The organism is Kaistella soli, assembly GCF_019038595.1.
GTDB classification, from domain to species: domain Bacteria; phylum Bacteroidota; class Bacteroidia; order Flavobacteriales; family Weeksellaceae; genus Kaistella; species Kaistella soli.
Window position 1 is genome coordinate 26,448 of sequence record NZ_JAHOPF010000005.1, and the last position, 26,747, is coordinate 53,194.

19 protein-coding genes are annotated in these 26,747 nt (G+C 38.5%); 11 read left to right on the top strand and 8 right to left on the bottom strand.

The features are described from left to right. Nucleotides 1–4: 4 nt before the first annotated feature. From KSK37_RS10530 to rimP, 8 genes are all read right to left on the bottom strand, one after another. Nucleotides 5–1,933 carry a putative porin gene (locus tag KSK37_RS10530; protein WP_217201371.1) on the bottom strand — a complete coding sequence of 643 codons (1,929 nt, stop codon included), beginning with the start codon at nt 1,931–1,933 and terminating at the stop codon, nt 5–7. 169 nt (nt 1,934–2,102) lie between these two features. Beyond that, nucleotides 2,103–3,527: a RagB/SusD family nutrient uptake outer membrane protein gene (locus tag KSK37_RS10535; RefSeq protein WP_217201373.1), complete on the bottom strand. Its 1,425-nt coding sequence runs from the start codon at nt 3,525–3,527 to the stop codon at nt 2,103–2,105. Between the two features lie 17 nt (nt 3,528–3,544). After that, nucleotides 3,545–6,388, bottom strand: a complete 2,844-nt coding sequence (locus KSK37_RS10540; protein WP_217201375.1) for a SusC/RagA family TonB-linked outer membrane protein — start codon at nt 6,386–6,388, stop codon at nt 3,545–3,547. Between the two features lie 644 nt (nt 6,389–7,032). Continuing rightward, the gene (locus KSK37_RS10545) at nt 7,033–8,220 is read right to left on the bottom strand and encodes a RagB/SusD family nutrient uptake outer membrane protein (RefSeq protein ID WP_217201377.1); all 1,188 of its coding nucleotides are present in this window, start codon (nt 8,218–8,220) and stop codon (nt 7,033–7,035) included. Between the two features lie 11 nt (nt 8,221–8,231). Then, a complete protein-coding gene (locus KSK37_RS10550; RefSeq protein WP_217201379.1) occupies nt 8,232–11,102 on the bottom strand; it encodes a SusC/RagA family TonB-linked outer membrane protein in 2,871 nt (956 codons plus the stop codon). Nucleotides 11,103–11,390: 288 nt separating this feature from the next. Then, nucleotides 11,391–14,261 (bottom strand): translation initiation factor IF-2, encoded by a 2,871-nt coding sequence (infB, locus tag KSK37_RS10555; RefSeq protein ID WP_217201382.1) that lies wholly within the window; start codon nt 14,259–14,261, stop codon nt 11,391–11,393. A gap of 72 nt (nt 14,262–14,333) precedes the next feature. Then, entirely contained in the window at nt 14,334–15,581 is a 1,248-nt protein-coding gene (gene nusA, locus KSK37_RS10560) for a transcription termination factor NusA (protein WP_088359332.1), read from the bottom strand. Between the two features lie 128 nt (nt 15,582–15,709). After that, the gene (gene rimP / locus KSK37_RS10565) at nt 15,710–16,177 is read right to left on the bottom strand and encodes a ribosome assembly cofactor RimP (RefSeq protein ID WP_217201384.1); all 468 of its coding nucleotides are present in this window, start codon (nt 16,175–16,177) and stop codon (nt 15,710–15,712) included. Between the two features lie 184 nt (nt 16,178–16,361). On the opposite strand from rimP, the gene KSK37_RS10570 reads away from it, so the two are divergent. The 11 genes from KSK37_RS10570 to KSK37_RS10620 are packed head-to-tail and all read left to right on the top strand — an operon-like array spanning nt 16,362 to nt 26,692. Then, nucleotides 16,362–17,672 (top strand): UDP-glucose dehydrogenase family protein, encoded by a 1,311-nt coding sequence (locus tag KSK37_RS10570; protein ID WP_217201386.1) that lies wholly within the window; start codon nt 16,362–16,364, stop codon nt 17,670–17,672. Between the two features lie 30 nt (nt 17,673–17,702). After that, entirely contained in the window at nt 17,703–18,671 is a 969-nt protein-coding gene (locus tag KSK37_RS10575) for a hypothetical protein (protein WP_217201388.1), read from the top strand. 42 nt (nt 18,672–18,713) lie between these two features. Next, nucleotides 18,714–19,562: an ABC transporter permease gene (locus KSK37_RS10580; protein WP_217201390.1), complete on the top strand. Its 849-nt coding sequence runs from the start codon at nt 18,714–18,716 to the stop codon at nt 19,560–19,562. 23 nt (nt 19,563–19,585) lie between these two features. Further along, on the top strand, nt 19,586–20,818 hold the full coding sequence (locus tag KSK37_RS10585; RefSeq protein WP_217201392.1) for an ABC transporter ATP-binding protein: 1,233 nt from the start codon (nt 19,586–19,588) through the stop codon (nt 20,816–20,818). Between the two features lies 1 nt (nt 20,819). Next, complete coding sequence (locus KSK37_RS10590) at nt 20,820–21,596, top strand: class I SAM-dependent methyltransferase (protein WP_217201394.1); 777 nt, start codon at nt 20,820–20,822, stop codon at nt 21,594–21,596. Then, complete coding sequence (locus KSK37_RS10595; RefSeq protein ID WP_217201396.1) at nt 21,597–22,493, top strand: glycosyltransferase; 897 nt, start codon at nt 21,597–21,599, stop codon at nt 22,491–22,493. A 3-nt stretch (nt 22,494–22,496) separates the two neighbouring features. Then, nucleotides 22,497–23,357, top strand: a complete 861-nt coding sequence (locus KSK37_RS10600; RefSeq protein ID WP_217201398.1) for a glycosyltransferase family 2 protein — start codon at nt 22,497–22,499, stop codon at nt 23,355–23,357. 3 nt (nt 23,358–23,360) lie between these two features. Next, nucleotides 23,361–24,281 carry a glycosyltransferase gene (locus KSK37_RS10605; RefSeq protein ID WP_217201400.1) on the top strand — a complete coding sequence of 307 codons (921 nt, stop codon included), beginning with the start codon at nt 23,361–23,363 and terminating at the stop codon, nt 24,279–24,281. Between the two features lies 1 nt (nt 24,282). After that, a complete protein-coding gene (locus KSK37_RS10610; protein WP_217201402.1) occupies nt 24,283–25,086 on the top strand; it encodes a glycosyltransferase in 804 nt (267 codons plus the stop codon). Then, a complete protein-coding gene (locus KSK37_RS10615; RefSeq protein ID WP_217201405.1) occupies nt 25,086–25,910 on the top strand; it encodes a glycosyltransferase in 825 nt (274 codons plus the stop codon). Before KSK37_RS10610 ends, KSK37_RS10615 begins: the two co-directional genes overlap by 1 nt. Then, nucleotides 25,907–26,692: an FkbM family methyltransferase gene (locus KSK37_RS10620; RefSeq protein WP_217201407.1), complete on the top strand. Its 786-nt coding sequence runs from the start codon at nt 25,907–25,909 to the stop codon at nt 26,690–26,692. The genes KSK37_RS10615 and KSK37_RS10620 overlap by 4 nt, the downstream gene beginning before the upstream one ends. Nucleotides 26,693–26,747: the final 55 nt, after the last annotated feature.

Sequence of the window (26,747 nt, forward strand, 5' to 3'; positions counted from 1 at the left end):
TATTTTAGCTGAATAAGTACCATACGATTCCCAGATTCAGACGGAAATCGTAGATGGGATAATTGGGCGCCGTGAAAGATTTGTTCTGCATAATAGTGGTGTCCAGATGCTGTGCTTCGATAAAAAAGAACATCCTTTTTACTTTTAAGTTGAAATAAACATCCACGATCGGCTGCCCACCGATAGAATAGGAATTGGCGTTGGGTAAAATAAATTCATTCAGCACCGGAAAATATTCGCGGGAGGCAAATTTGGTGAAGTAGTACACTTTAACACCGGCCTGAATTTCTGCCGCTTTTTTAAAAGCTTTCGACTGCCAGAAAAAGTTTGCTCTTCCGACAAAATTAGGCATCGGCAGCAGATCTTTATTCCCAATCGCACTCTGAAAAAGCACTTTGGGATTCAGATGGAAATTACCGTAAGAAAATGTAGCCTCGCCGCCAATCTGCGAAATATTCAGAGAAGAAGCGCTCTGTTGCGGCATTGCCTGCGCATCGAGATAAGTATAGTTATTAATTCTGAAATAATTCGCAAAAACACTGCTGTTAAACCATTTCAGATTAATATCGCCGCCGATTTCTGTAATGGTCTCATTGTTCGGATTTTTCAGATAATAATTAAACCGTTTGTACACCGAAGGATTCATCAGTAAGTTAAAACTCGGCGAAGCGGTTTGAAAGTTCACTTTTGCATTCGCGAAATAGCCTTCTACCGGTTCGAACTTCATTAAATTCTTAGAACGGATAAACGTTCCGAATTCACTTCCGTTTGAAAACTCCAGGTTTGAATTGAGTTCAATTTTATTCCAGAGCTTAATAGATAAGTTCCCTACTGCCCCGATCCTGTTCTCTGAAAGCTCCTGCGGAATATTCAGCGAATCTGGCACTGCCGTCCCCATTCCGAGTTTAATAAGCTGATGGCGGACCCCGGCATCAAGCTTGAAATTTTCTTTATCGAAAAGTACACTTACCGTATTGCTCAGATTTTTGGAATATTTTTTTGAAGAAAGCGGATAATCAATTAAATCGGCTGCATTATCAAAATAGTAGGCTTCCGGCGCCGACTGATTGTAATAGTATTTATTTCCCTGATGAAAGATCGTGTGACGGATTTTGAACGGGAATTTTTCAGAAGCAAATGGCCTGAACTGCTGGCTGAAATAATATCTTCTGTAGCCAAATCTGGAATCTGAAGAATTGAGGTTTACCGGAAGATTCAGCCTGTTATTGAAATTGCTGTTTCCGTCGAGGAAAAGATTGATATCAGCTACACCTCCATTTTCCTGATTGTTGACATTCTGGTGAATATAATGGGCGAACGCTTCGTATTTGTTATTTTTAGAAGTATAATGCCCGGAAAATATCACATTGTTATTGGAAGCGAGGGAATGCTGATACATGCCCAGAGAACGGAGTCCCATATACTCCACCGAAAAGTTGAAGTTTTTGCCGATGTTCTGCGTATAAGTTGACTGCAGTGCGGCACCGCTGCTCACGGAATTATGATAAATAAAAGCAGTGGTGGGAGTTTTTACATCATAGTATTTAATATCATTGATGCCCAGGATAAAATAGGACTTTCGGGTGGGAAGCAGAGAAAGATTCTGCTCCGGATTAACCTCAAAAACCAGGGACTGAAACCCTGAACCGATATTGGCAAACTGTATCTTCCCGAAATTATCACGGTTGTTATACTGTGAAAAAATGAACGTTTTGTCGTGGGTGAAAACCGTATCAAATATCTTTTTTTCAGAAAACTGAGTTTGATACTGATAATCGTAAATCGTAGGCTTAAAGATCACCAGTGAATCTTTCCGTCCGGAATCGATCACCAGCGTATCCTGTGGTTTCACCCGGTTGGAATCGGTTTTATTAACGACCTGTGCGCTAAGAGAAACCCCACATAAGAAGATACAGAGAAGAAGATATTTCATCCGTTCGTATTTGTTTTTTTAATGAGTTCAGATGGCACGCCAGAGAATTTTCATGATCTGAAAAAATCATCCTGCGTCTCATTTTTACTTTCGACTACAAATGTAAGAAATATGGGGAAATAAAAAACCCTGCGGAAAAGCAGGGTTTTTTTTATCATGAAAACTGATTTTAGTAACCAGGATTTTGAATAACATTAGGATTGGTCTGTATCTCAGACAATGGTATTGGCCAAACAAATTTATAATTGTCGGCTTCCGCAACAAATGTATTGCCGTTTTGCCCGCTTTTGTCTACTTTCTTATGATTTCTCTTAAGGTCGGTAAGCCTATGTCCTTCCAAAAAGAACTCAAATCCTTTCTGTCTTAAGATCTCATCCAGCAACGCCTGACCGGAAACAGCCGGAACTGTGTAAGCGGCATCTCTGTATTCTCTTACCCAACTTTGTAAACCTGCAGCAGCCTGTGCCGGATTTAGATGGTAGTTTGCCTCGAACAAAATAAATTCAGCTTCTGTTTTTCTGAACAGAACGACATCTTTAGCTGGCGAAGTGTATTTCCTAACATCAATAGGTTTTGGAGTATCAGTCAAATTGTTCACAAACCCGCTTGAAGTATACCAGAATGTTTTTCTTGCGTCAGTTATTGGAAATGTATCCCAGAAACTTCTTCTCATCCAGTTCTGTTTATAAGTTCCGGCGGACGACCATGTTCCAGAAATGGCATCGTTAGCACCGATATTCACATTCGGTGATTCATAAATCTGAAATAAAGTTTCGTTGGTGTCATCATCACCTAAAAAATAAGACGAAAGTTTATTTTTTGGAAGTAGAGGAGTAGGTCCGCTCAGAGCTTCGTTTGCATACTGAATTGCCATTGGATAATTCTTCATGTAAAGATAAACCCGTGCAGTCAGCAACTGTGATGCTTCTGAATTAAACTTATTTTTTCCGTAACTGAAGCCTGGGTCAAAATTTGCATTTGCGATATTCAGATCGTTGATAATGGCATTATATACCTGACTTACGGTAGATCTTGGTAATTTCTGAGTGATGTCGAAAGTAGTGGGATACGGAACGCCGAGAGATTGATCTCCTTCACCGTAATTAGGTGCAAAATACGCCATTAACACAGAATAACTATAAGCTCTTACTGCGTGCGCATGTGCAAATAAATCAGCAACAGGCGCTGTACCATTTTCGTCCTCAGGAATTTGACCTTCGTAGCCTAAGATAAAATTTGCATTCGCGATGATATTATAAAGACTGTTCCACAACCCGTCGCTTACACCATCAGCCGGACTGATATGTCCCCATCCGTTTGTCTGAGTAAAACGGCCGGAATTTACAGCACCTACAAATGCCAGATCACCTGTCAGCTCCTGATAAGTTTGGTGATTGGATCCGAAAGCAGCAGCTGAATTCATTGTGGCATACAATCCGTTAACAGCAACGGCAAGGTCGGTTTTCGTTTTTAAAGCCCCTGTAGGCGTAATAATAGTAGCGCTGGGCGGCAAATCGGTAAGGAAGCTGTCCGAGCATGAAGTTAATGCGGATACTGTAACAGTAGTTGCAATAAAAATATTTTTGAATTTCATTTTTCTAATTTGTTTAGTTAAAAATCAATCGTAATTCCAAATAGATACTGTTTCATATTTGGCTGGGTTTGATCATATACTCCCATTCCTCCGATAGTTCCCATTGTATTGGAATTCGCTTCAGGATCGAAAGGCAGGTTTTTATCAAATGCATAGGTCCAGAGATTTACGCCTCGGGCATACACATAAAGTCCTTTTGGGCCACTTTCGCCCAATATCGATTTTGGCAGTCTGTAGCCTAATTCCAAGCTTTTCATTCTTATGTGGTCTCCTTTATAAAGATATCTTGTTGAATGCAGCCTCGTAGCTGTATTACCAGGAATAAACTTAGGTCGGTCAGAAGTAGGATTATCTGGTGTCCAGCTGTTTAAAGCATCAGCAACCTGTACCCCCTGAATATCCTGTCCATCATTATTGAAGTATCTCTGCCATAAATCATATACATAGTAATCTCCCATGTAAGTAAATAAGAACGAAAGCGTTAAATTTTTATAGGTGAAATTATTTGTTAAACCAGCAGTATGTGTTGGTAATGCATTTTTACCGGTCATCATTCTCAGGGCCTTTGAAGTACTATTAGTGGTTTCGGTTTGTGCTTCGTTAGTATACCATAACGCATCTCCATTTGAATGATCCACTCCCGCATACGAATATAAATACCATTCGGTAGGGTTATGATCTACAAGAAAATGCTTTGCGAAAGATCTGTCAACAAAGGGACTCAATAATTTTGTGATCTTGGAATCGTTGTAGGAATAATTTCCTGTTAAAGACCATTTAAAATTTTCCGTGTTAAAAATATCAGCACTTAGTGTAGTTTCAATTCCTTTCGAAACTGAAGATACAGCGTTACCTAATAATGTAGGGAATCCTGTTGAACCGGGGTTCGGCACATCACTGGTCAGCTGATTTACGACGTCATTCTTATACCAGTCAACAGAGATACGATATCTGTTACTGCTGAAGCCTAAATCTACACCGAAATTCAGTTTTTTCGAATTCTCCCAACCTAAATCCTGATTACCAGGAGATATACTGTTTCCTGATTCTTCAAGATAAGTGTTTGGCGTTAAACGGTTATATTTTCTGTAGAGGAATGCATCCCCTCCTGTATTTCCAACTTCTCCATAACTTCCCCGTACCTGAAAGTTTTGAAACCAGTTTGAAATATTTCCAAAGTTATGCAGATTCACATTCGCACCCGCAGCCCAGAAATTACCGTATTTGATATTATCCCCAAAATGCGAATATCCATCACGTCGGAAAGAGCCAGTAACATTAAATAAGTTTTTGTAGCCATAAGATGCTCTGGCGATATATCCTATAAGATGCCATTCCGTATAGTCGGAATTCCCGTCTGCGATATTGGCCGCATTGGCCAAAGTATTCTGATCCCAGTGTCCTGAAAGATAACCCTGTCTGATGACAAAAGTATTTTTATCTTGTCTGTTTGTAGCTTCAGCACCTGCAGAAATATTAATGTCATGATCGTCATCTTCTCCTAACTTGACACTGTAGTGAACTAAATTAGACCAGTTCCACGTAGAGTAGCTGAAATCTGTTTTTATACCGTTTCCATCTCCCAATGGGTCCTGCGCATTCACACCATCAGCAAAATCGGGATTTTGCCATTCGAATTCGTCGTAATAATTGTAATCAATCCCAATATTGGACGAGAATCTGAAATTTCTTGCGAAATTATAATCTACTCCTAAGGATGATAAAATCTTGGTAAAAGTTGATTTCCTCTTATTTACATCCTGAATCCCCACTAAATTAAAATCGGTCCCGATTCCGGAGATTAAACTTAAATTATAAGAGCCGTCAGGATTATAAATAGGCTGTGTCCCATTGATAAATCTTGCGCCTAAGATAGGGTTTTGAAAATATCCATAATCAAGCGGTCCCTTTTGATTTGCTCTTGATAACATGTTAGACATTTGTACTGTCAATACATCAGACATTTTCCACGTGCCTTTCAAAGTGGCATTTAACCTGTTATATGCGGCATCTCTGGCAATACCCTGTTGGTCTGTATAACCTAATGATGCATATATATTGGCAACTTCATTACCGCCGGAATAGTTAATTGCATTCCGGTTGTATGAAGGAGCTGAATTTCTGGTAGCTTTCTGCCAGTTTTCATTAGTAACGCCATCCCAATTATAAAAGGATTTTGCTTTATCACTTGCTGCAGCTTGGCTGAAGCCTTGGTTGACGTAGCCAAGGGTAAGAAGCTTCACCATACCGGGCCCATCCAGTAGGTCATACTTTTCATAAGCTTCAGTTCCAGCTCCTACCTCAGAGTTAAAACTAAATTTGCCGCCTTTCTTTCCAGACTTCGTTTTAATAACGATAACACCTGCAGCACCTCGGGATCCATACAAAGAGGTAGTTACACCATCTTTCAAAACCTCAATAGACTCAATATCCGCCGGATTTATCATGGCCAGCGCGTTGGAAGTGGTTGCAATACCCGCCGCATCACCGGTAAGCACAGGAACACCGTCTACAATATATAATGGTTGAGTATTACCCGATAAACTGCTGATACCACGAATCAAAACCCGTGCATTTGAGCCTGGCTGCCCACTGTTAGAATTAATGACAACACCTGATGCCTGGCCGGCAATTGCTAAATCCAATGAAACAGCGTTCGGTTTTTCCAGAACTTTTGAAGTAATTAAAGAATAGGAACCTACTTTCTGTTCCTGAGACTCTTTAATACCATAAGATCCTAAGACTACTACTTCTTCAATGTCTCTTGTTTTGGTAGCCGTGTCTTTTTTTGCTTGAGCCATTAACGTATGTCCCGCAAAGAACAGTACCCCAATACTTAAAACTCGTAATTTTCCATTCATATTAACACTATTTAATATTTTAATGGGCAAATATGTTAATTTAATTTAACATATACAAGTGTAAATTTTTAAAAATAACAAATTATAAGAAATACATTGATGTTTTGTTATAGAAATAGATGATATATTAAACATTCAGAATAAACACTGTTAAAAACAAATATTTATAGCAATTCAAAAACCAACATTGTAATTGAAAGATAGCTAACAAAAACACCTTCAAATTGAATTATTAATTCCAAATTACGTTCGAGCACAAAAAAACTGCATCAAAAAAAATTGATGCAGTTACTAAAAAATTTAAATGATAATCTGATTAAATATTACAGATCATTTTGAGTTACCAATCCTTTTGAGGCATCTATTTCTGCCTGAGGAAGCAACCATGTCCATCTCTTATCACCTGCCGGAACTGTAATAAGGTTATTGATTACAACAGGTGCATAATTGGTCCCGAGAAAAACAGATATAGCATTCTGTAATTTAGACTTTTAAAAATTAGCTCGTTAGCAGTGAATAGAAGATTTTCAATGCATGTACAGATGAATTGTAACACCACATACCTTACACACTATCACTCGAAAATCAAATAAAAAAGGCCGCCTCACTTATGTGAAGCAGCCTTATTATAACTAGGAAATCAATTATTTCCCTAAAAGTTCATTAGCATCCATCGCTCCTTGAGGGAAAGGCAGTTTATACTTTTCACCTTTAAGCTTTAAATCAGACCATCTTACCCATTCGAATGAAAGCTCTAATCTTCTTTCATTATCCAGTGATAAGCTTGAATTACGGATATTTTGCAGTTCTGTCAATCTGGCAGTGTTTCCGGCTTCCGCAGAAATTAAGTACATCTCCGGAATTCTAGAGATTAACAAATCTGAATCGTCATTTGGGCTATATTTGTTTGAAAAAACAAACCCTCCTGTTGAAGGAGCTTCAGCAATATCAAACAAACTTCTTCTTGTATCATTTGCACCTAATAAAGCTAATAAATCATCAGCAGCCGCAAAACAATTCCATGTTCTTGCATCATAGCTCATGATCCATCCCCAAGATCCGTTTTCTTCAGCTTTGTTACCAGCAAATTTCAGGATTACTTCGGATTTATAATCTTTAGGATCAGCAGAGATACTGAATTTCCCGCTGTTAATAAGCGCTTCTGCTTCTACACCAGCACCAGCGATATCGCCGTTCATTCTTAGAACTCTAGCTAAAAGTGCCTGAGCAGCTTCTCTGGTTGGGGTTAACTGAACCAAACCTGCATTCGATGCATCGAAAGGCTCAATAGCAGCTTTTGCAGCCTTTAAATCAGCAATGATAAATGCCAATACTTCAGGGCCAGTACTTGCTTTGATTGGGCCAGGAGCAGTATTCTCGTCAACCAAAGGAACTCCTTCATATAAATCATAAAGTCTCAGGTAAGAAAGTGCTCTCACATATCTAGCCTTACCTACTTGTGCAGCAGAGGCGGATGGCACTTTCATAATGGTGTTCGCTCTGGAAATCGCTGTATAGAAGTCTTTGTAGTAGTAACTCAACAAAATATCTCCCGGAGGAACTACGTGTTCGAACAAATACTGCAGTTGGACAAACTGAAATTTAACCGGCTTAAAGTTGTCAGCCATAACTTCAGGAGCCATCACGTTAAAATACGGGTAACCGCTAGGCTCCATAATTCTTTTGTATGCCCCAGTTAATAATTTATCTACATCACTGGTCGATAGAGGTGAATTAGCATCAAGTGACGCAAACGATTCTGCCTCTAACGCTCTGTCACATGAGGTAAAAAGCATACCAAATGCAAGTAATAATATACTTAATTTTTTCATTTTTTTAATTTTTAGAAGTTAATGTTCATTCCTAAACTGTAAACTTTTACGTTCGGAATACCGTTCATATCTACACCGGATGCAATTTTTGTGGTATCAGCAACGGATTGAGTAGCATTGACTGATTGATCTACATAATAAGTTTCCGGGTCAACACCTGAATATTTTGTGAATGTAAATGGATTTCTAACCTGAGCATAAATTCTCATTGATTTGACAAAGCCCAGTTGCTCTTTAGAAAGGTTTACTCCCAAAGTAATATCAGTGATTCTAAGATAATCTGCATCTTCTAAGAATCTTGTCGATCTTTGATTATTCCAAGAAGAAATTGCACTTGCGTAATGAGGTCTCGGTACGTTAGTGTTGGTATTTTCTGGAGTCCAATAATTCATTTGCTCGCTGATCATATTCTCAGAGAATGAAGGGTAACCAATTGCTGCACCACCTACTTGATCTTCTTTATACATCGCGTAGATTTTTTTCCCGATAGAATACTGTGCGTTAGCTGATAAATCTACAATTCCGTAAGCAATTCTTGTGTTAATACCACCATACATTGGTGCGATACCTCCATTGAAGATCTGACGGTCAGAAGAATCGATCAGACCATCTCCGTTCACATCCTTATAAATCATATCACCCGCCTGAACAACTTTAGTAACGGCTCCACTTGCGTTTTTATATTCATATCGCTCATTAGCAACACCTAAAGCTTCAATCAGATAGAAAGAACCTAAGGATTCACCTTCTTTAACAATTGATGCAAACCCAGTCGTAAACAATCCGGCTTTTGTACCAATTTTTTCTACAGTATTTTCGTTGTAAGAGAAGTTAGCTCCCAGATCCCAGCTGAATTTTGAGCCCTTGATCACTTTAGTATCCAAAGCAACTTCAATTCCTTTGTTATTAATAGAGCCTACATTACTAAGCATATTAAGGAAACCTGTTTCCTGGTTTACAGGAATTCTGTATAAAAGTTCATTTGTTGTTTTATCATACAAATCAACATTAAGGTTCACTCTTCGCTTGAACATTGATAAATCCATACCTACATCCATCGATTCTCCTTTTTCCCATTGCAAGTTAGGGTTAAACAGATCGGTAACAGCCATTCCCGGATTCTGGTTATGGTTTTGTCCGGCGCTGATCAGATTTAGTCCAGCAGAGAATGGAATACCGGTTTGGTTACCTGTAAAACCGTAAGATGCTCTGAATTTAAGCTCATTAATAACAGGAACGTTAAAGAATGATTCGTTAGAAGCAGTCCATCCAATTGACGCTGCCGGGAAATTACCCCATTTATAGTCATTTGTGAATTTTGAAGAACCGTCATAACGGGTAGACAGCATCAAGTTATACTTATTGTCCCAGTTGAACTGAACTCTACCAAAGAAAGACGCAAGAGACATCCAAGAAGGATATGCTCTACCTGCGTTAATTGTGGCGGCAGAAACCAACCATTGCAATTCATTTGACGGGAAGTTCTCTCCTTGTAAATAAGAATCTTCATAATCCCACCTTTGAAAAGACTGTCCTACAACAGCATTAACATTCAGTTTCCCGTCTACAAACTTGCTGTTATAAGTTGCCGTATTTTCAATTAAGTAATCTCTGTTATTCTGAGTACTGTAATAACCATAACCGTATGGTTTTCCTGCAAGCTCACCTCTTCTTGTATTAGGTGCGTCAAAGCGGTTATATCTGTTTACAGAAAGATTTCCACTGATCGAGGTCTTTAAAGTTAGATCTTTGATAGGATTATAGGCAGCAAAGAAATTTGCACCTAACCTCTGCCATTTATCAGTAACAACTCTTTCAAAAGCGTGTAAAGGGTTATTTGTGCTCAAATTACGGTTGATTTTACCGTTAGCATCATAAGGAGTTTTATTAGGAGCTGCTGCCATTGCATTGCTGTAAGGCTGATAAGTATTGTTATCATCTACGATTGGCACTGCATCAGATTGTGTATAGTAAGAGTTAATCCCGATTTTAAATTTATCGGTCATCTTTTGTTCTACATTAAGTCTTACTCTTGCAACTTCATATTTATCCTGCTTGATGATCCCCTCCTGACTCACATGAGAAACAGAAAAGTATACTTTGGAATTTTCGTTACCAGCAGTAAAACCTAACTGATTATTTGTAATAGCTCCGGTTCTCAGAATCTGATCCATCCAATTGGTATTGACACCTGTAGCGACCATGGGATTATTAAGAGCCATCCCGCCCGGGGAAGTTGCGCTAGGATTAGCCAATACTCCTTTTGCGATATCATTCAGATAATTCTGTCTGGCAACATCATGAATCTGCTTGTATTGGTCTCCGTTCAAAAGGTCTGGTCTGTTAATAATTTCCTGTATACCATACGAGGTATTGAAAGTAACAGTTGGTTTACTGTTGTATTTACCGGATTTCGTTTCTACCAAAACTACACCATTGGACGCGCGTGATCCATAGATTGCACTTGATGCAGCATCTTTAAGAATCTGCATACTTACAATATCTTCAGGGGAAAGATTTCCTAAACTTTCCTGAGGAACACCATCTATAATATACAGTGGATTATTTGAAGCACTCAGTGAACCGTTACCTCTAATACTGATCTTGGTAGTATTACCGGCTCTTCCTCCTGTACTTGCTACCTGAACTCCAGGTGCCTTACCTTGTAGTGCAAGCTCAACAGAAGCAACCGGCTGCTCCTGCAAAACCTCACTCTTGATTGTTGCGATCGCTCCTGTAACATCTGCTTTTTTCTGGGTTCCATAACCAACAAGTATTACCTCATCAATATTCTCCGTTTTTAACGAATCTTTTTGCGCCATAACTGCCTGTCCTGTAAAAAACAAAACTCCTGCAGTTAAAACTTTTAACTTTACATTCATATTAACACTTTTTTAATATTATCAGCACAAATATGTTAATTAAATTTAACAATAACAAACCCATAACGGCTTTCCGAAAAACGGAGAAATGCATTATTCATAAGGTTTTCGAGAGGGCGATAAGGTTAACTAAACAATTGTTTAAATAAATTTCCTTTTCATTACCAAAAGCCTCGAAAAGCTCAAAATAAAATATTTTGATTTTTCTTCACTTTTTTTTATTTCAATATTTAGCGCCAACAAAAAAACCTGCAAAAAGCAGGTTTTTATAATATATAGAAGGATTTTTTACTTCAGTTTCTTTTTTACAGCAACTTCTTCATACACTTCCAGGATGTCCCCAACTTCAATATCGTTGTATCCTTTAATGTTCAGTCCACATTCATATCCTTTCGTAACTTCTTTTACGTCGTCCTTGAAACGCTTCAAACTTTCAAGCTCTCCGTCAAACTTCACGATACCGTCACGCAGTAATCGGATTTTTGAATTTCGGGTCACTTTTCCGGTAAGAACCATACAGCCTGCAATAGTACCGACTTTGGTAATCTTAAAGGTTTCACGTATTTCTACGTTACCGATCACCTGCTCCTGAATTTCCGGAGAAAGCATTCCTTCCATCGCTTCTTTCACTTCATCGATTGCCTTATAGATAATGGAGTAAGTTCTGATCTCGATTTCTTCTTTGTCTGCAAGATCTTTTGCATTGACACCAGCTCTTACGTTAAATCCAATCATAATCGCATCGGATGCAGCTGCCAAAAGTACATCGGATTCGGTAATCTGACCAACTCCTTTATGAATAATATTGATGCTGATTTCTTCGGTTGAAAGCCTTTGTAACTGATCTGAAAGCGCCTCCACGGAACCGTCCACGTCACCTTTAAGGATAATGTTAAGTTCTTTGAAATCTCCAAGAGCAATACGTCTGCCCAGTTCATCCAGCGTAAGGTGTTTTTTAGTTCTGATCGATTGCTCTCTCTGTAACTGCTCACGTTTGGTAGCGATTGTTTTCGCCTCTCTTTCATCTTCAAAAACTCTGAATTTGTCTCCAGCAGTAGGCGCGCCGTCAAGACCAAGAATAGTAACCGGAATTGAAGGACCGGCAGTCTCCATTGGTTTCCCTCTTTCATCAAGCATTGCTTTCACTTTACCGTGATTTTTTCCGGCAAGAATGTAATCTCCTACTTTAAGAGTTCCGCTCTGAACAAGAATGGTAGAAATATACCCTCTTCCTTTATCCAAAGAAGCCTCGATCACAACACCCTGAGCATTTTTATTGGGATTGGCTTTTAATTCCAACATTTCTGCCTGAAGCAATACTTTTTCCAGCAAAGCATCCATATTGTTACCGAATTTCGCAGAAACTTCCTGACACTGAACATTACCTCCCCATTCTTCTACCAGAACATTCATCGCAGAAAGCTGCTGGCGGATATTATCTGGGTTCGAGTTCGGCTTGTCCACTTTGTTTAATGCGATAATCATCGGAACTCCCGCTGCCTGTGCGTGGGAAATCGCTTCTTTCGTCTGAGGCATCACATCATCATCCGCTGCAATTACAATAATTGCGATATCGGTAATCTGTGCACCCCTGGCTCTCATTGCGGTAAACGCTTCGTGACCCGGTGTATCAAGGAATGTAATTCTCTGACCGTTTTCAAGTTTCACGTTATAAGCACCAATGTGCTGGGTAATTCCTCCGGATTCACCGGCAATTACGTTGGTTTTTCTGATATAATCGAGTAAGGAAGTTTTACCGTGGTCAACATGTCCCATTACGGTAACGATTGGCGCACGCGGTAATAAATCTTCTGCTGTATCGGTATCTTCCTCGATCGCTGATTCTTCAAGATCAGCATCAGAAAATTCAATTTTATATCCAAATTCGTCAGCTACGAGTAATAAAGTATCAGCTTCTAAACGCTGATTCATTGTTACCATAACGCCTAAAGAGAAACATGCAGAAATTACTTCTGTTGGGCTTACGTTCATTAAGCTCGCCAACTCTCCAACGGTAATGAATTCCGTTACCTTTAAAGTTCTGTCAGCTGCATCAATTTCCTGTTGGAGTTCATCCTGCTCTCTTCTGTAAACTCTTTTCTCTTTTCTGTATTTAGCTCCTTTATTTTTACCTCCCTTGCTGGTAAGTTTTTCTAAAGTTTCTTTAATCTGATTTTTTACCTGCTCATCAGTTAACTCAACAGGCATAGTAGGTGCTCCTCTTCTGCTTCCGCCTTTTCCGGCATTTCCTCCTCCCTGATAACCAGGACGGTTTCCTCCCTGGCCCGGACGGTTTCCTCCTTGTCCTGGAGGACGGTTTCCACCCTGTCCTGGAGGACGGTTTCCTTGAGTACCCTGACCCGGAGCATTAGTTCCCGGAGCATTCGGTTTTTCAATACGCTTTCTTTTCTTTTTAGCAGCAGCGCTGTTGGCTCCGCCCTGAGGCTTGGGCTTATTGAACTGAGAAAGGTCAACGGTTTGCTTTAAAATCTTAACCCCTTCCAATTTTTGATAAACTGTTTCAATTTTATCGGATCCAGCTTCAGCAGCAGGTGCTTCAGTAACCGCAGCAGGCGCCTCAGCAACGGGTGCCGGAGCATCAACTTTCGGAGCAGGAGTTTCTTCTGCTTTCGGAGCAGGCTTTTCTTCCTCTTTTTTAGGCTGATCTTTTTTAGCAGACTTCGGCTTGTTGCCTTCAATCTGGGAAAGATCAATCTTATCCAAAACCTTAAATTCCTGTCTTTCCGGTGTAGAAAGTGTTACCGGTGCTTCTACAACTTCCGCAGCTGGTGTTTCTACTTTTGGTGCCGGTTCCGGCTTTACTTCCTCCTGAACTTCAGGTTTTTTCGGGTCAAGATCTATCTTGCCCAAAACTTTTGTTTCAGGTCTCAGGCTTGCTTTGGCTCTTATTACCTCAGGTTTTGAAGGTTCAATTTCCAGTTTTTCTTCCGGAACTTTAATCATCACTACCTCATGAGAAGCTTTTCTCTGTTCACCATCTTTGGCGAACTCAGCTTCCAATGCAGAATATGCCGATTCTTCCAATTGAGCGTTCGGATTGCTTTCTACCTCGATTCCTTTGGACTGAAGAAATTCTACCAGTCTTGTCATCGAAATATTAAATTCCTTAACCGCTTTGTTTAATCTAATTTTGGGCATGTATAATTTATACTTTTATTTTAATTTTCGGTAAAGTTAACTCTTTTCCTTTAATGTATATATTTTTAAGGATTAGTCTTCGAATTCCTCCTTCAAAATCTGTTTAACTTCTTCAATAGTTTCTTCTTCCAAATCAACCATTTTCAAAAGTGCGTCTGTTTCTTTGTCTAAAATACTTTTTGCAGTAGTAAGACCAACTTTTTCGAATTCAGCGATAATCCATTCTTCGATATCTCCGGCTTCGCTACCTGCAAATTCTTTCAGTTCAACATCGTCATCTTCATTGGATTCTCTGTAAACGTCAATTTCATATCCGCTTAACCAGGAAGCCAGTCTGATGTTCTGTCCCTGCTTACCAATCACTCTTGAGATCTCTTCTACCGGCGTATACACCATGGCGTACTGCGTTTCCGGATTGATTTCAATTTTATTGATGGTAATGTTTCCGAGAGCTCTCTTCACCATGATTTCAGGGTTTTTCGACCACTGAATCACGTCAATATTTTCATTCTTCAGTTCACGGACAACACCGTGAATTCTTGATCCTTTCACTCCGACACAAGCTCCAACAGGATCTATTCTGTCATCATAAGCATCTACAGCGATTTTCGCTTTTTCACCCGGAATTCTCACCACTTTTTTAAGAATAATGGTTCCGTCCTGAATTTCAGGAATCTCAAGTTCCAGAAGTTTCTCCAAAAATTTCGGAGCCGTTCTGGAAACGATAATCTGTGGTTTTGATCCTTTGAAATCAACACTTTCTACAATCGCTCTTACATTTTCTCCTTTTTTGAAGAAATCGGACGGGATCTGATTTTCCTTTGGAAGAATAAATTCGTTATCCTCATCGTCAAGTAAAATTACATGTTTGTGACGGATGTGGTGTACTTCACCTACAACGATCTCCCCGATTTTGTCCTTGAACTCTTCATAAAGCATTGCGTTATTATGCTCCTGAAGTTTTGTTGCCAAAATTTGTTTCAGGGTAAGGATGCTTCTTCTTCCTAACTTCTCAATCGGGATCTCAACAGTGAAATCTTCACCTACTTCAAAAGTAGGGTCAATTTTTTTAGCTTCAGAAATTTCAATTTCCAAATCATCATCTTCGGACATCTCGTCTTCAACGATGGTTTTATTTAAAAATATCTGAAAATCCCCTTTATCAGGGTTTACGATAACATCAAAGTGATCATCAGAATCAAATCTTTTTCTTAATAAAGTTTTCAATGAATCTTCAATAATCGCCATCAGATCAATCTTGCTGATGTTTTTATCTTCTTTGAAATCGCCAAATGCTTCAATCAATGCTAAACCGTCCATTATATCATGTTTTGTTTTTAATATCCCAAATTAATCCGGGAGAAGTTTAAAGATCTGAAACCCTTAAACTAAAATTTATTTAATATTCTTTTGATCATTGATAATCTGAAAATGATTACCAGTGTTATTTAAAATTTTATAGCAACAAGTGCTTTCTTGATGTCGGTATAAGGAATTTCCTTTTCTTCCACTACATCTACTTTTCCTTTGCCGATATCTTTTGGTTTTCTATATTTCAAAACCAAAGTGATTTTGTCTTCATCCACTTTTGCCAGCTCACCTTCAATCTGGGTGGAATCGGTAAGTAAAATATCAAGTTCACGGCCGATATTTTTATTAAACTGTCTTAGAGTAACAAGCGGTTCGCTGAGACCGGCACTCATCACCTGAAGGGAAAAATCATGCTCTTCACGATCCATATTAAATTCGATTGCGCGGCTCGCGTCCAGACAGTCCTGCAAAGTAACTCCGCTGTCACCATCAAGTATCACGGTGATATCGTCGCCCGATGAAAACTTCAGATCGATCAGAAACAAATCCTCTCTTTCCTCCAAAAACTGATGAAGCAGCTCTTCTATTCTTTTTCTAAATTCCATATTCTTAATTTGAGTTACGAAAAAAGGCATTCTTGCGAAGGCCTTTTCATTGTTTTCCGTAAATCCGATGCAAATATACATCTTTTAAATAAAACTGCAAAATTCACAGAATAATCAATTATTGAAAATCAGGCAACAAGCTGTAATTTATTTATATTTGCACAGATTTATAAAACTCAGAATTTTGAATATCACTATAGTTGGGACAGGTTACGTAGGTCTGGTTACAGGAACTACTTTGGCAGAATTGGGAAACACGGTTTACTGCGTGGATATCGACGCAAAAAAAGTAGAAACCATGAAACAGGGCACTGTGCCTATTTATGAACCTGGACTGGAGGAAATGTTCTTAAGAAACATTCAGGCCCAGCGACTGTTTTTCACCACCGATTTAAAGGAAGCGCTGGATAAAAGCGAAGTCATTTATCTTGCACTGCCTACTCCGCCCGGAGAAGATGGCTCTGCAGATCTTTCCTATGTGCTGAGCGTCGCCAACAATATCGGCGAACTGATGACGGAATATAAAGTGATCGTAAACAAATCTACCGTTCCCGTAGGAACTGCAGATACGGTGAGAGCAACCATTTCCGGAAAAACACAGATCCCTTTTGACGTGGTTTCTAATCCTGAATTCTTGCGTGAAGGTTTCGCGGTGGAAGACTCGATGAATCCTGCGAGAGTCGTGGTAGGAAGCGAATCTGAAAGAGCTAAAGAAATAATGGCAAAAATTTATCAGCCGTTTACCAACACGGGAATTCCCATTATTTTTATGGACGAGAAATCTTCGGAACTTACCAAATATGCAGCAAATTCATTTCTTGCCGTGAAAATTACTTTCATGAACGAAATTGCAAACTACTGCGAAAAAGTAGGCGCCGATGTAGACAAAGTAAGACTTGGAATGGGTTCTGACGACAGGATCGGTCACCGTTTTCTTTTTCCGGGAATTGGTTACGGAGGAAGCTGTTTTCCAAAGGATGTAAAAGCTTTAATCAAATCCGGAAAGCAGGAAGATTTTGATTTTCAGATTCTTGAAGCAACCGAAAATGTGAATCAGGCACAGAAAGTGATTCTCGTTTCGGAGATTGAAAAATATTTCGGCGGCAATCTTCAGGGTAAGAAAATTGCGATGTGGGGCTTGGCTTTCAAAGCAAATACAGACGACATCCGGGAAGCATCTTCGCTCGACAATATCAAAATTTTACTCGAGAAAGGAGCGACCATTACCGCGTACGATTCCATTGCAGAAGAAAATGTGAGAAGGATTTTAAATGACCAGATTTCTTATGCGCAGGACATGTATTCAGCGCTTGAAAATGCGGACTGTCTTTTAATCGCCACGGAATGGAGCGAGTTTAAGAATCCCAATTTTAATCTGATGGCTGAGAAAATGAACAACAAAGCCATCTTCGACGGCCGAAATATGTTTGCGCTTGAGCAGGTTGAAGACTCAGGGTTTTATTATAAATCAATTGGCCGGAAAACGGTAAAATAAATCCGCCGCCTTAATTAAAAACACAACAATTTGAAATTTAATTTATTCTCCAGAATTGTGTTCGTTGCTTTATTGGCCTTCGTAGTCAACAGTTTCGTCTATTTTTCTTTCGGAAATATTTATTCTTCAAAAATTTTAAATTATAACGGTTTCACGCAACAGTTCAATTCAGGAATTTATCAGTACCGGGTTCTCAGCGGTTATTTTCTGATCTGGATTTATGAAACATTATCATACCTGAATATTGATTATCAGATATTTAAACTTAAATTTTTCGACCACAACTCGGAACCTAAAATGTATCTCTCATTCTTCATTTTGAATACATTTTTCCTGATATTGAGTGCAGTAATGTTGACTTTAATTACGGAATCAAAAGCTTTTATCGCTACTCAGGCTGAGAAAATTCTGTTGACCGCAGTTGCTGTTTTTGTGATCTCATTCTCGCAGTTTGTCATTGTTCCTTATGACATTTCAGGCTATTTTTTCCTTCTCGTTTTCTACTTTTTTCTGATGAAATACCTGGAAAAAAGCTCCAACCTGAATTTAATAATTTTAGCTGTAACCCTACTGATTTCTACCCTGAACAGAGAATCTTCCGCACTTTCAATTTCTGTGGCTGCAACATTTCTGTATTCTAAATACGGCTCAAAAAAAGAAACTCTCTTTCCGTTAGCTGTTTTAGGAATTGCATTCGCCGCCATCTATTTTGGAATGAGAATTATGAATGAAAAATTCTCCACCAATGACGGAAATCTTTTAATTCAGAATTTCCGGGAACCCAAAAATATTCTTGGATTACTGTTCTGGGCCGTATTCTTTGTTTTTACGTTAGTTTTAGCAAAGGACAAAAAAGCCGTTAATCATATTCTGGTTTTCCATTTACTTTCTCTGCCTTATATTGCGATGTGCTTTTATACAGGAATAATTTACGAAATCAGGCTTTACATTCCGATATTTCTAATTTCTTTAGCGATTAGCAGGACAGAACTCACGTAGTTTCAATAATTTAACTTATTTTTGATTAAACTATGATGAAAAATGAGCGAAACTCAACAGCAATGGACCGAAACCATTGAATCTAAACATTCCCTCTTCGATCTGAAACTCAGCGAGGTTTGGCGGTACCGGGATTTGGTTTATATGTTTGTAAAACGGGATTTTGTATCCAGTTTTAAGCAGACCATTCTTGGGCCTGTCTGGTTTTTCATCAATCCCATTTTAACCACTATTGTTTATCTTGTAATTTTCGGAAGCATCGCGAACCTTTCTACCGACGGCGCACCGAAAATTTTATTTTACCTTGCCGGAGTTACCCTTTGGAATTACTTTTCGTCCTGCTTAACCGGAACTTCCGGAGTTTTCACCAATAATTCAAATATTTTCGGGAAAGTATATTTCCCGCGACTGGTGATGCCGCTAACGGTAGTGATATCGAATCTGATGAAATTTGGCGTTCAGTTTTTGCTTTTCCTTATTGCATTCTTTTATTTTTTGTCAAAAGATCAGATCCAGCCGAACTTATGGATTTTGGCAACCCCATTTTTAATTTTCTTAATGGGAGCATTTGCACTGGGAGTGGGGATGATTTTTTCAGCGCTTACCACTAAATACCGGGATTTACAGATGCTTTTAGGATTTGGCGTCAGTCTTTATATGTACGCAACACCAGTCGTTTATCCGCTTTCAGCATTGTCGGGAATCTGGAAAAAACTCGCTTATTATAATCCGCTTACAGGAATTTTCGAATGTTTCAAATACGGCTGGCTGGGTTCGGGAGATTTTTCCGCAGAACTTCTTCTGATCAGTACCGCCATCATTTTGTTTTTATTGGCGGTCGGAACACTGGTTTTTAATAAAGTGGAAAAAAGTTTTATGGACACTGTTTAAATTAAAACTGCAATCTTAAAAAAATGCTCGCATTAAAAGCAGAAAATATTTCAAAACAATACCGCCTCGGACAGGTGGGAACAGGAACGCTCTCGCATGACCTGAACCGCTTCTGGCACCAAATCCGGGGAAAAGAAGACCCCTACTTAAAAATCGGGGAAGAAAACGACCGGAGTTCAAAAGGCGAATCCGATTACGTTTGGTCTCTGCGTGATATCAATTTTGAAATCGAAAAGGGAGACGCTGTGGGAATCATTGGAAGAAACGGCGCAGGAAAATCAACGCTGCTGAAACTTTTAAGCAAAGTCACCAAACCCACTACCGGAAAAATTTATACCAACGGCAGAATCGCTTCATTACTTGAAGTGGGAACCGGTTTCCATCCTGAAATGACAGGACGCGAAAACATTTACCTTAACGGTGCGATTCTCGGAATGACAAGAAAAGAAATTACCCGGAAATTTGCAGAGATTGTAGATTTCTCAGGCGTTGAAAGATATATTGATACGCCGGTAAAAAGATATTCTTCAGGAATGTACGTCCGGCTCGCTTTTGCTGTTGCCGCACATCTCGAATCGGAAATACTCATTGTAGATGAAGTTTTAGCGGTAGGTGATGCGGAATTCCAGAAAAAATGTCTCGGGAAAATGGGTGATGTTTCCAAAGGCGAAGGAAGGACAGTTTTGTTCGTAAGCCACAATATGACAGCAGTTTCCCAGCTTTGCAAATCGGGGATTTATCTTAAAAACGGTGAAATTTTACATCAGGGAAATATTAAAAAAATTACAGACCTTTATCTAAAAGACTCCGATAAAGGAAGTTCTATTTTTTCTTCTGAAGAAGACAGAAATGAAGACGTTTTCTTCAAAAAAATATCAATCCTTGACCAAAATGAGAAATCGGAATCCTCCTTTGATTATGATGACGAAATCATCATCAGCTTTGAAATCTTAAATAAAAAAAGGATTGAAAAAGCCAATATATTTGTAACCATACAGGACGCGCTTCAGAACAGAGTTTTTTCTGCGGAAGCAGCATTGAATCCCAATAAAGATCATTATCAGCTTGTTATTGAACCCAGATTTTTATCTGCAGGATCGTACAACATTACTGCGTTTATCCACATTCCGCAACTGTTCAGGTATGACGAGTTAGAAAATGTGTGTCATTTTGATGTGATTGATACGGGGTCTCAGTTTGCTATTCACGGCGGATATCATCACGGTGTCGTTTTCGGAAAATTTGAATGGAAATAATATGAAAATACATTTGCTTAAAAAAGATCAGGTAGTTTTACCGACAGCAGAGTTGAAAAAGATCGCTTTGGCTGAGGAATACCTCAACAATAAATTTCATACTGATGCTGAAACGCTGTCCAATGCAGAAATTGCGAAAACGCCGTTAAGGTCTGATATCATTAATTTTCTTCTGGCAACTTTTGCAAAAGAAACCCATTATTTGGAAATAGGCGTCCGTCATACTGAGGAAAATTTTGATCTGATAAATGCGACAAAAAAATACAGCGTTGATCCCGGTTACGAATCTGAGATCAATAATGTGGATTTCAAAATGACCAGTGATGAGTTTTTCGACGGGTTGAGAAAAGGGGAATTCTTAAATCCTGAAATTAAATTCGATATTATATTTATTGACGGATCACATCTCGCGGATCAGGTAAAAAAAGACATCAGTAATTCGCTTGACTTCATCTCGGAAGAAGGTTTTATCGTTATGCACGACTGCAATCCACCGACAGAATTTCACGCTTCCGAAAATTACTATTACCGCCTTTCACCTTCCGGCGGATACTGGAACGGAACGACCTGGAAAGCTTTTTTTAACGCCAGAAAAAGGAAAGATATTTCAAGCTGCTGTATCGATACGGACTGGGGAATTGGCGTGATTTCTAAAACCAAAAATTTAGGTAAACAATCTACCGTTGAAAATGAATTCTTCGAATTCAATGTTTTTTCACAACACAGGAAAGAAAGTCTGAACTTAATTTCATATCAGGAATTTAAAGCCTTATTTTAATTGCTCACCATTATTATTCCATATTACAAAATCACCTTTTTTAAAGAAACGCTGTTATCTTTGGAACAGCAGACGTGCAAAAAATTCAGCTTATTTATAGGAGACGATGCAAGCTTGGAAAACCCCGAAAACCTCATCAGGGAAACGCTGAAAACAACGCAGTTTACTTATAAAAGATATGAAGAGAATTACGGCTCAAAAAACCTTGTTAATCAATGGAAAAGATGCATCGGAGACAGTGATGCGGGAGAATGGTTCATGATTTTGGGTGACGACGATTTAATATCCTATAATCTTGTGGAAGAATTTTATGAAAAATTACCTGAGATCAATACAAATAAATGCAGTGTAGTGAAATTTTCCCAATGCTGGATTAATGAAAAAGGTTATAAAATAAGAGATTTCACCCAATATGATCAATTAATTTCACCCATAAAAAACTGGGAGAAAAAATACATTCACGGCCATCAGTCGAGTCTTTCTGAGCATATTTTCCGGAAGAGTTCTTACTTAAAATACGGCTTCCGCGATTTTCCTCTCGCTTGGGGAACGGATGACATTGCGGTGCTGGAATTCAGTGAAGGCAAAGAAATTTTATTTATTCACGGAGCAAAAGTTTATGTACGAATAAGCAGCGAAAACATTTCCGGTAAAACTGATAACATGAAAGAAAAAGAAGCGGCTGTCCACCAGTTAGAAGAATATCTGCTGAAAAACCACTACAGAAAACTCCCGGAAAATTATGTTGCACAAAAAGTTCAGCAGCACCTTCATTATGCTTTCATTAACAAACCGTCAGATTTAAACATCAATCTGTTGAAACTCTACTGGCATCTAAAGGATTACAGAAAAATTCTAACTTTACCTAAAACGTATTTTCACCTCTATTCCCAATAAGCGATGCCTAAAGTCTCCGTTATCATTCCCTGCTATAATCAGTCGGCGTTCCTGGAAGCTTGCCTAGAGTCGGTTTTGAACCAAACCTTTACCGATTGGGAATGCCTTTTAATAGATGACGGAAGCACGGATGACACAGAAGAAACCGCAAAAAGATGGACTGAAAAAGACAGCAGATTTTCTTATCATAAAAAACAGAATGAGGGCGTTACCAAAACAAGGAATTACGGGCTCGACATTGCAAAAGGAGAATGGATTCAGTTTCTGGATGCGGATGACATTCTGGATCAAAACAAACTAAAAAAATCTCTGGAAAATGAAAACGGCGAAAATATGATGATTACCAATTTCGCTATGATTTTCGGCACTGAAATAAAAGAACCTTTCTGCGATCTTTCAAGATATGACATCACTTTTGAAAATCTGGTTTCACGTTGGGATATCGATTTTAATCTGCCCATACTTTGTGTTTTAATTAAAAAAGAAATCATTGGAAACACTCGTTTTCCTGTCAACCTTAAAGCGAAAGAAGACTGGATTTTCTGGCTTGAAATTTTCCGAAAACCAAAAGTGAAATCTAAATTCATCAATGAAAAACTCGCTTACTACAGACACAACCCGGATGGAGCTTCGAAAAACTTCTCTTCAGTTTTTCAGGATAATTTTGATGCCAATCAATTTATATTCAATCATTACGATGATAAAACTAAATATTTAGTTTTCCAAAAAATCAATAATCAGAATTTAACTTTAAACACATCCAATTTAGACCAGAAAAACTATATACTCAAACTACAAAGCACAAAAATTCTGAAGTATTATCTGCGATTCCGGGAGAGGTTTTCAAAAATTTTTAAAAATTAAGTCATGAAAACTTCGATCGCAATCTGCACATATAACGGCGAAAAATTTATAAAAGAACAGCTCGACAGTATTCTTGAACAGACCGTTCAGGTAGATGAAATTATCGTTTGCGACGATCATTCCACTGATCAAACCCAGGAAATTCTTGCCGAATATCACTCGAAACTTCCGGAAGTTTTTAAAATTCACTACAATGAAAAACCGTTGGGTGTAATTAAAAACTTTGAAAAAGCCGTCAATCTGTGCCAAAACGAAATTATATTTTTGTGTGATCAGGACGACCTGTGGAAACCCAACAAAGTGGAAACCGTTCTCTGTTATTTTAAAAACAATCCGGATAAAGAAGCGGTTTTTCATGATCTCGAGCTTTTAGAAAACGACAACATCTTAAAATCCTCGAATTGGGAAAGCATTTATTTTCTTCCCGAAAACACGGACGGAATAAGCGTTCAGCATTATCTGTTTCTATTTGGAAATATCGCTACAGGCGCTTCTTTTGCCTTTAGAAATCCGAAAAAGAAATGGAATTTTAATGCTTCATCAGTTCTTTTATTGCACGATTACCAATTGGCGATGCATTTTGCCGCGGCAAATACACTGGGATTTGTTGATGAAAAGCTGGGTGTTTACCGTCTTCATGATAATCAGCAGGTCGGAACCGATCAGAATAACAGGCAGAAAAGAAAAGAAATTTATGACACTTTTGTCAACAGCAGTAATTTGGAAAAACTTAAATATTACGAGGCAAAATCGAAATATTGGAAAGGTAAACTGAATCCGGATGACGAAAAAAACATAATAAAGTTTATAGAAAGAGAAACGGATATTCTGAAAAGAAAACATTTGCAAAGTTTAACTTTAATCGAGCGAAATTATACTTCTTTCTACTGGGCGTTGACCAATAAATTTCAAATCAAAACTTAAAATGCTTTCCATTATTATTTCAACATATAAACCGCACAATTTCACTGCTCTGGAACAGAATATCACAGAGACAGCAGGGATTACGTTTGAAATAATAAAGGTTGAAAATCCTGGCACAATGGGAATCTGCGAAGCATACAATTCCGGAGCAGAACAGGCAAAGTTTGAAAACCTGCTTTTTCTGCACGACGATGTTTCGTTTCAGACAAAAAATTGGGGACCGCTATTAATTCAGCACTTAAAAGATCCTGAAACCGGAGTTTTGGGAGTCGCAGGTTCTAACTATGTTCCGTCAGCGCCGTCAGGATGGTTTATCGGAAAACAACAGAAAGAAATAACAGGAAATAAAAGTCTCGCCATCGCTTTGGACGGCGTTTTTCTGAGCTGCACAAAAGCCAAATTCGATCATGTAAGATTTAACGAAGAACACATTAAAGGATTTCATGGCTACGACTGCGATTTCAGTTTAAGAATGTCCAAGTTATATCAAAATTATATCGTTCATGATATTAAAATTGAACATTTCTCCGGCGGAAATCCGGATAAACTGTTCATAGATAACAATATTAAAATCCGGCTGAACCTTGGAAGCAATTTCAATCACCCTTCAAATTCAGCAACAGAAAAAGCTGCTTTCAAAAGTTTCGTCAGGTTTTACTTTAAATATTATCCGGTTACAGTCAAGAATCTTTGTTTTACACTGAAATTTTTTCCGTTTTCAAAAACCAGGCTTAAGGATCAGTTTCAGATTTTAAAAACATATTTGCAGGTTATCAAGTACAGAAAACATCAGCGCAGTTTATAATGGAAACCTTTAAGCACATCATATCAACCCGTTTTAATGTTCCTACGGAAATATGGACGACGACCCGTGAAGGAAAAAAACCGCTCAGCGACGAATGGCTGGAAGACCGTTTCGGGATTTTTCTCAAATACTGTCTTCCTTCCTTTAAAAATCAGAGCCAGAAAAATTTTGTGTGGCTGGTTTTCTTTGATATCCATACTCCAAAAAAATACGTCGGAATTATAAGTGATATAGAGAAGGAATGTAAACAGTTTCACCCGGTTTTTGTTCAGGATTTTCAGGAAATGAGTACCCGACTTTTAGAAATGATTCCTCAATTTTTTGATCACAAAACTGAATATATAATTACTACCGACATTGATAATGATGACATGATTCACCGGTCGTTTGTCGCCGAGGTTCAAAAAAGCTTCAGGCCTGTCCATAATCTGGTTATTGATTTGCGCTTGGGACTTCAGATAACCAAAACCGGCGTAAATAAAGGGATTGCCAATTACTACTATCAGGTTGCGAATCCATTCGTGAGTTTAGTGGAAAAAACTACAGATTTCAGAACCGTGACGAAAGAAAACCATCTGAATTACAGGAATTATCCCAATATCGTGATGGCTGACAAAACACCGCTTTTCATACAGTTCATCCACAAAAACAATCTGATGAATGACACATTTCAAAATTCCAAAAGAATCTCCAAAATCAATTATTCTGATTTTGGAATCAGCAAAGAAAACGAACTGTTATTGTCAGATATTACTACTTTTGTATTTAACACAAAACGTTTGTTGAAAAATGCGGTGAAAATACTTTCAAATAAACACCAATGAAAAATTTAGTTTCGGATTTACTTTTTACGAATTACCGTCTGCTGAAAAAAAGATTCAACAGCAATCTTGAAAACGGCAAAACCGGCATTTCCGATACCGAAAGGGAAAGAATTTTAAAACCTCAGTTTATTGAAAACCATACCGCTCAAATTTTCGGTAAACCTTTTTCATATTCCAGTGCTACGGCAATGCTGCATTCCCTGGACGAACTTTTTCTGGAAGATCTATATTTATTCAAATCCGACACCGAAACTCCCTACATCATTGATTGCGGCGCGAATATGGGCTTAAGCGTTCTTTATTTCAAAAGACAGTATCCGAAAGCGAAAATTACTGCATTCGAACCGGATCCAGGGATTTGTAAGCTACTCAAAAAAAATGTAGAAACCTATTTTCATTCGGAGGACATCACAGTTTATGACAAAGCGGTGTGGACAGAAGAAACAACGCTCGAATTTTATTCCGACGGAGGTCTTTCCGGATCTACCGTTCTCGATTTTTCAAATACCAACACCACCACAAAAGTCGAAACGATAGATCTGAAAAAATTCCTTACCCAAAATGTCGATTTCTTGAAAATTGATATTGAAGGAGCCGAAAATACAGTTATTTTTGACATTGAACCTCAGCTTGTTAACGTGAAAAATCTTTTTCTGGAATACCACGGTATTAAAGGTGAACCGCAGAATTTAGGTGAAATCCTTAATTTACTCAAAAGATCGGGATTTAAGTATTATATTAGAGTTGCGGGGGGAAACAATAAGGTTTCCGTTCTGCCGTGAAGAACCTAAAAATTTCAACCAGCAACTCAATATTTTCTGTTACCGCCAACAATAG

Excerpts from the sequence above, each read along its gene's own strand:
- KSK37_RS10530 (WP_217201371.1), bottom strand. The coding sequence starts at position 1,933 with ATGAAATATCTTCTTCTCTGTATCTTCTTATGTGGGGTTTCTCTTAGC.
- KSK37_RS10535 (WP_217201373.1), bottom strand. The coding sequence starts at position 3,527 with ATGAAATTCAAAAATATTTTTATTGCAACTACTGTTACAGTATCCGCA.
- KSK37_RS10540 (WP_217201375.1), bottom strand. The coding sequence starts at position 6,388 with ATGAATGGAAAATTACGAGTTTTAAGTATTGGGGTACTGTTCTTTGCG.
- KSK37_RS10545 (WP_217201377.1), bottom strand. The coding sequence starts at position 8,220 with ATGAAAAAATTAAGTATATTATTACTTGCATTTGGTATGCTTTTTACC.
- KSK37_RS10550 (WP_217201379.1), bottom strand. The coding sequence starts at position 11,102 with ATGAATGTAAAGTTAAAAGTTTTAACTGCAGGAGTTTTGTTTTTTACA.
- infB (WP_217201382.1), bottom strand. The coding sequence starts at position 14,261 with ATGCCCAAAATTAGATTAAACAAAGCGGTTAAGGAATTTAATATTTCG.
- nusA (WP_088359332.1), bottom strand. The coding sequence starts at position 15,581 with ATGGACGGTTTAGCATTGATTGAAGCATTTGGCGATTTCAAAGAAGAT.
- rimP (WP_217201384.1), bottom strand. The coding sequence starts at position 16,177 with ATGGAATTTAGAAAAAGAATAGAAGAGCTGCTTCATCAGTTTTTGGAG.
- KSK37_RS10580 (WP_217201390.1), top strand. The coding sequence starts at position 18,714 with ATGAGCGAAACTCAACAGCAATGGACCGAAACCATTGAATCTAAACAT.
- KSK37_RS10585 (WP_217201392.1), top strand. The coding sequence starts at position 19,586 with ATGCTCGCATTAAAAGCAGAAAATATTTCAAAACAATACCGCCTCGGA.
- KSK37_RS10590 (WP_217201394.1), top strand. The coding sequence starts at position 20,820 with ATGAAAATACATTTGCTTAAAAAAGATCAGGTAGTTTTACCGACAGCA.
- KSK37_RS10600 (WP_217201398.1), top strand. The coding sequence starts at position 22,497 with ATGCCTAAAGTCTCCGTTATCATTCCCTGCTATAATCAGTCGGCGTTC.
- KSK37_RS10605 (WP_217201400.1), top strand. The coding sequence starts at position 23,361 with ATGAAAACTTCGATCGCAATCTGCACATATAACGGCGAAAAATTTATA.
- KSK37_RS10610 (WP_217201402.1), top strand. The coding sequence starts at position 24,283 with ATGCTTTCCATTATTATTTCAACATATAAACCGCACAATTTCACTGCT.
- KSK37_RS10615 (WP_217201405.1), top strand. The coding sequence starts at position 25,086 with ATGGAAACCTTTAAGCACATCATATCAACCCGTTTTAATGTTCCTACG.
- KSK37_RS10620 (WP_217201407.1), top strand. The coding sequence starts at position 25,907 with ATGAAAAATTTAGTTTCGGATTTACTTTTTACGAATTACCGTCTGCTG.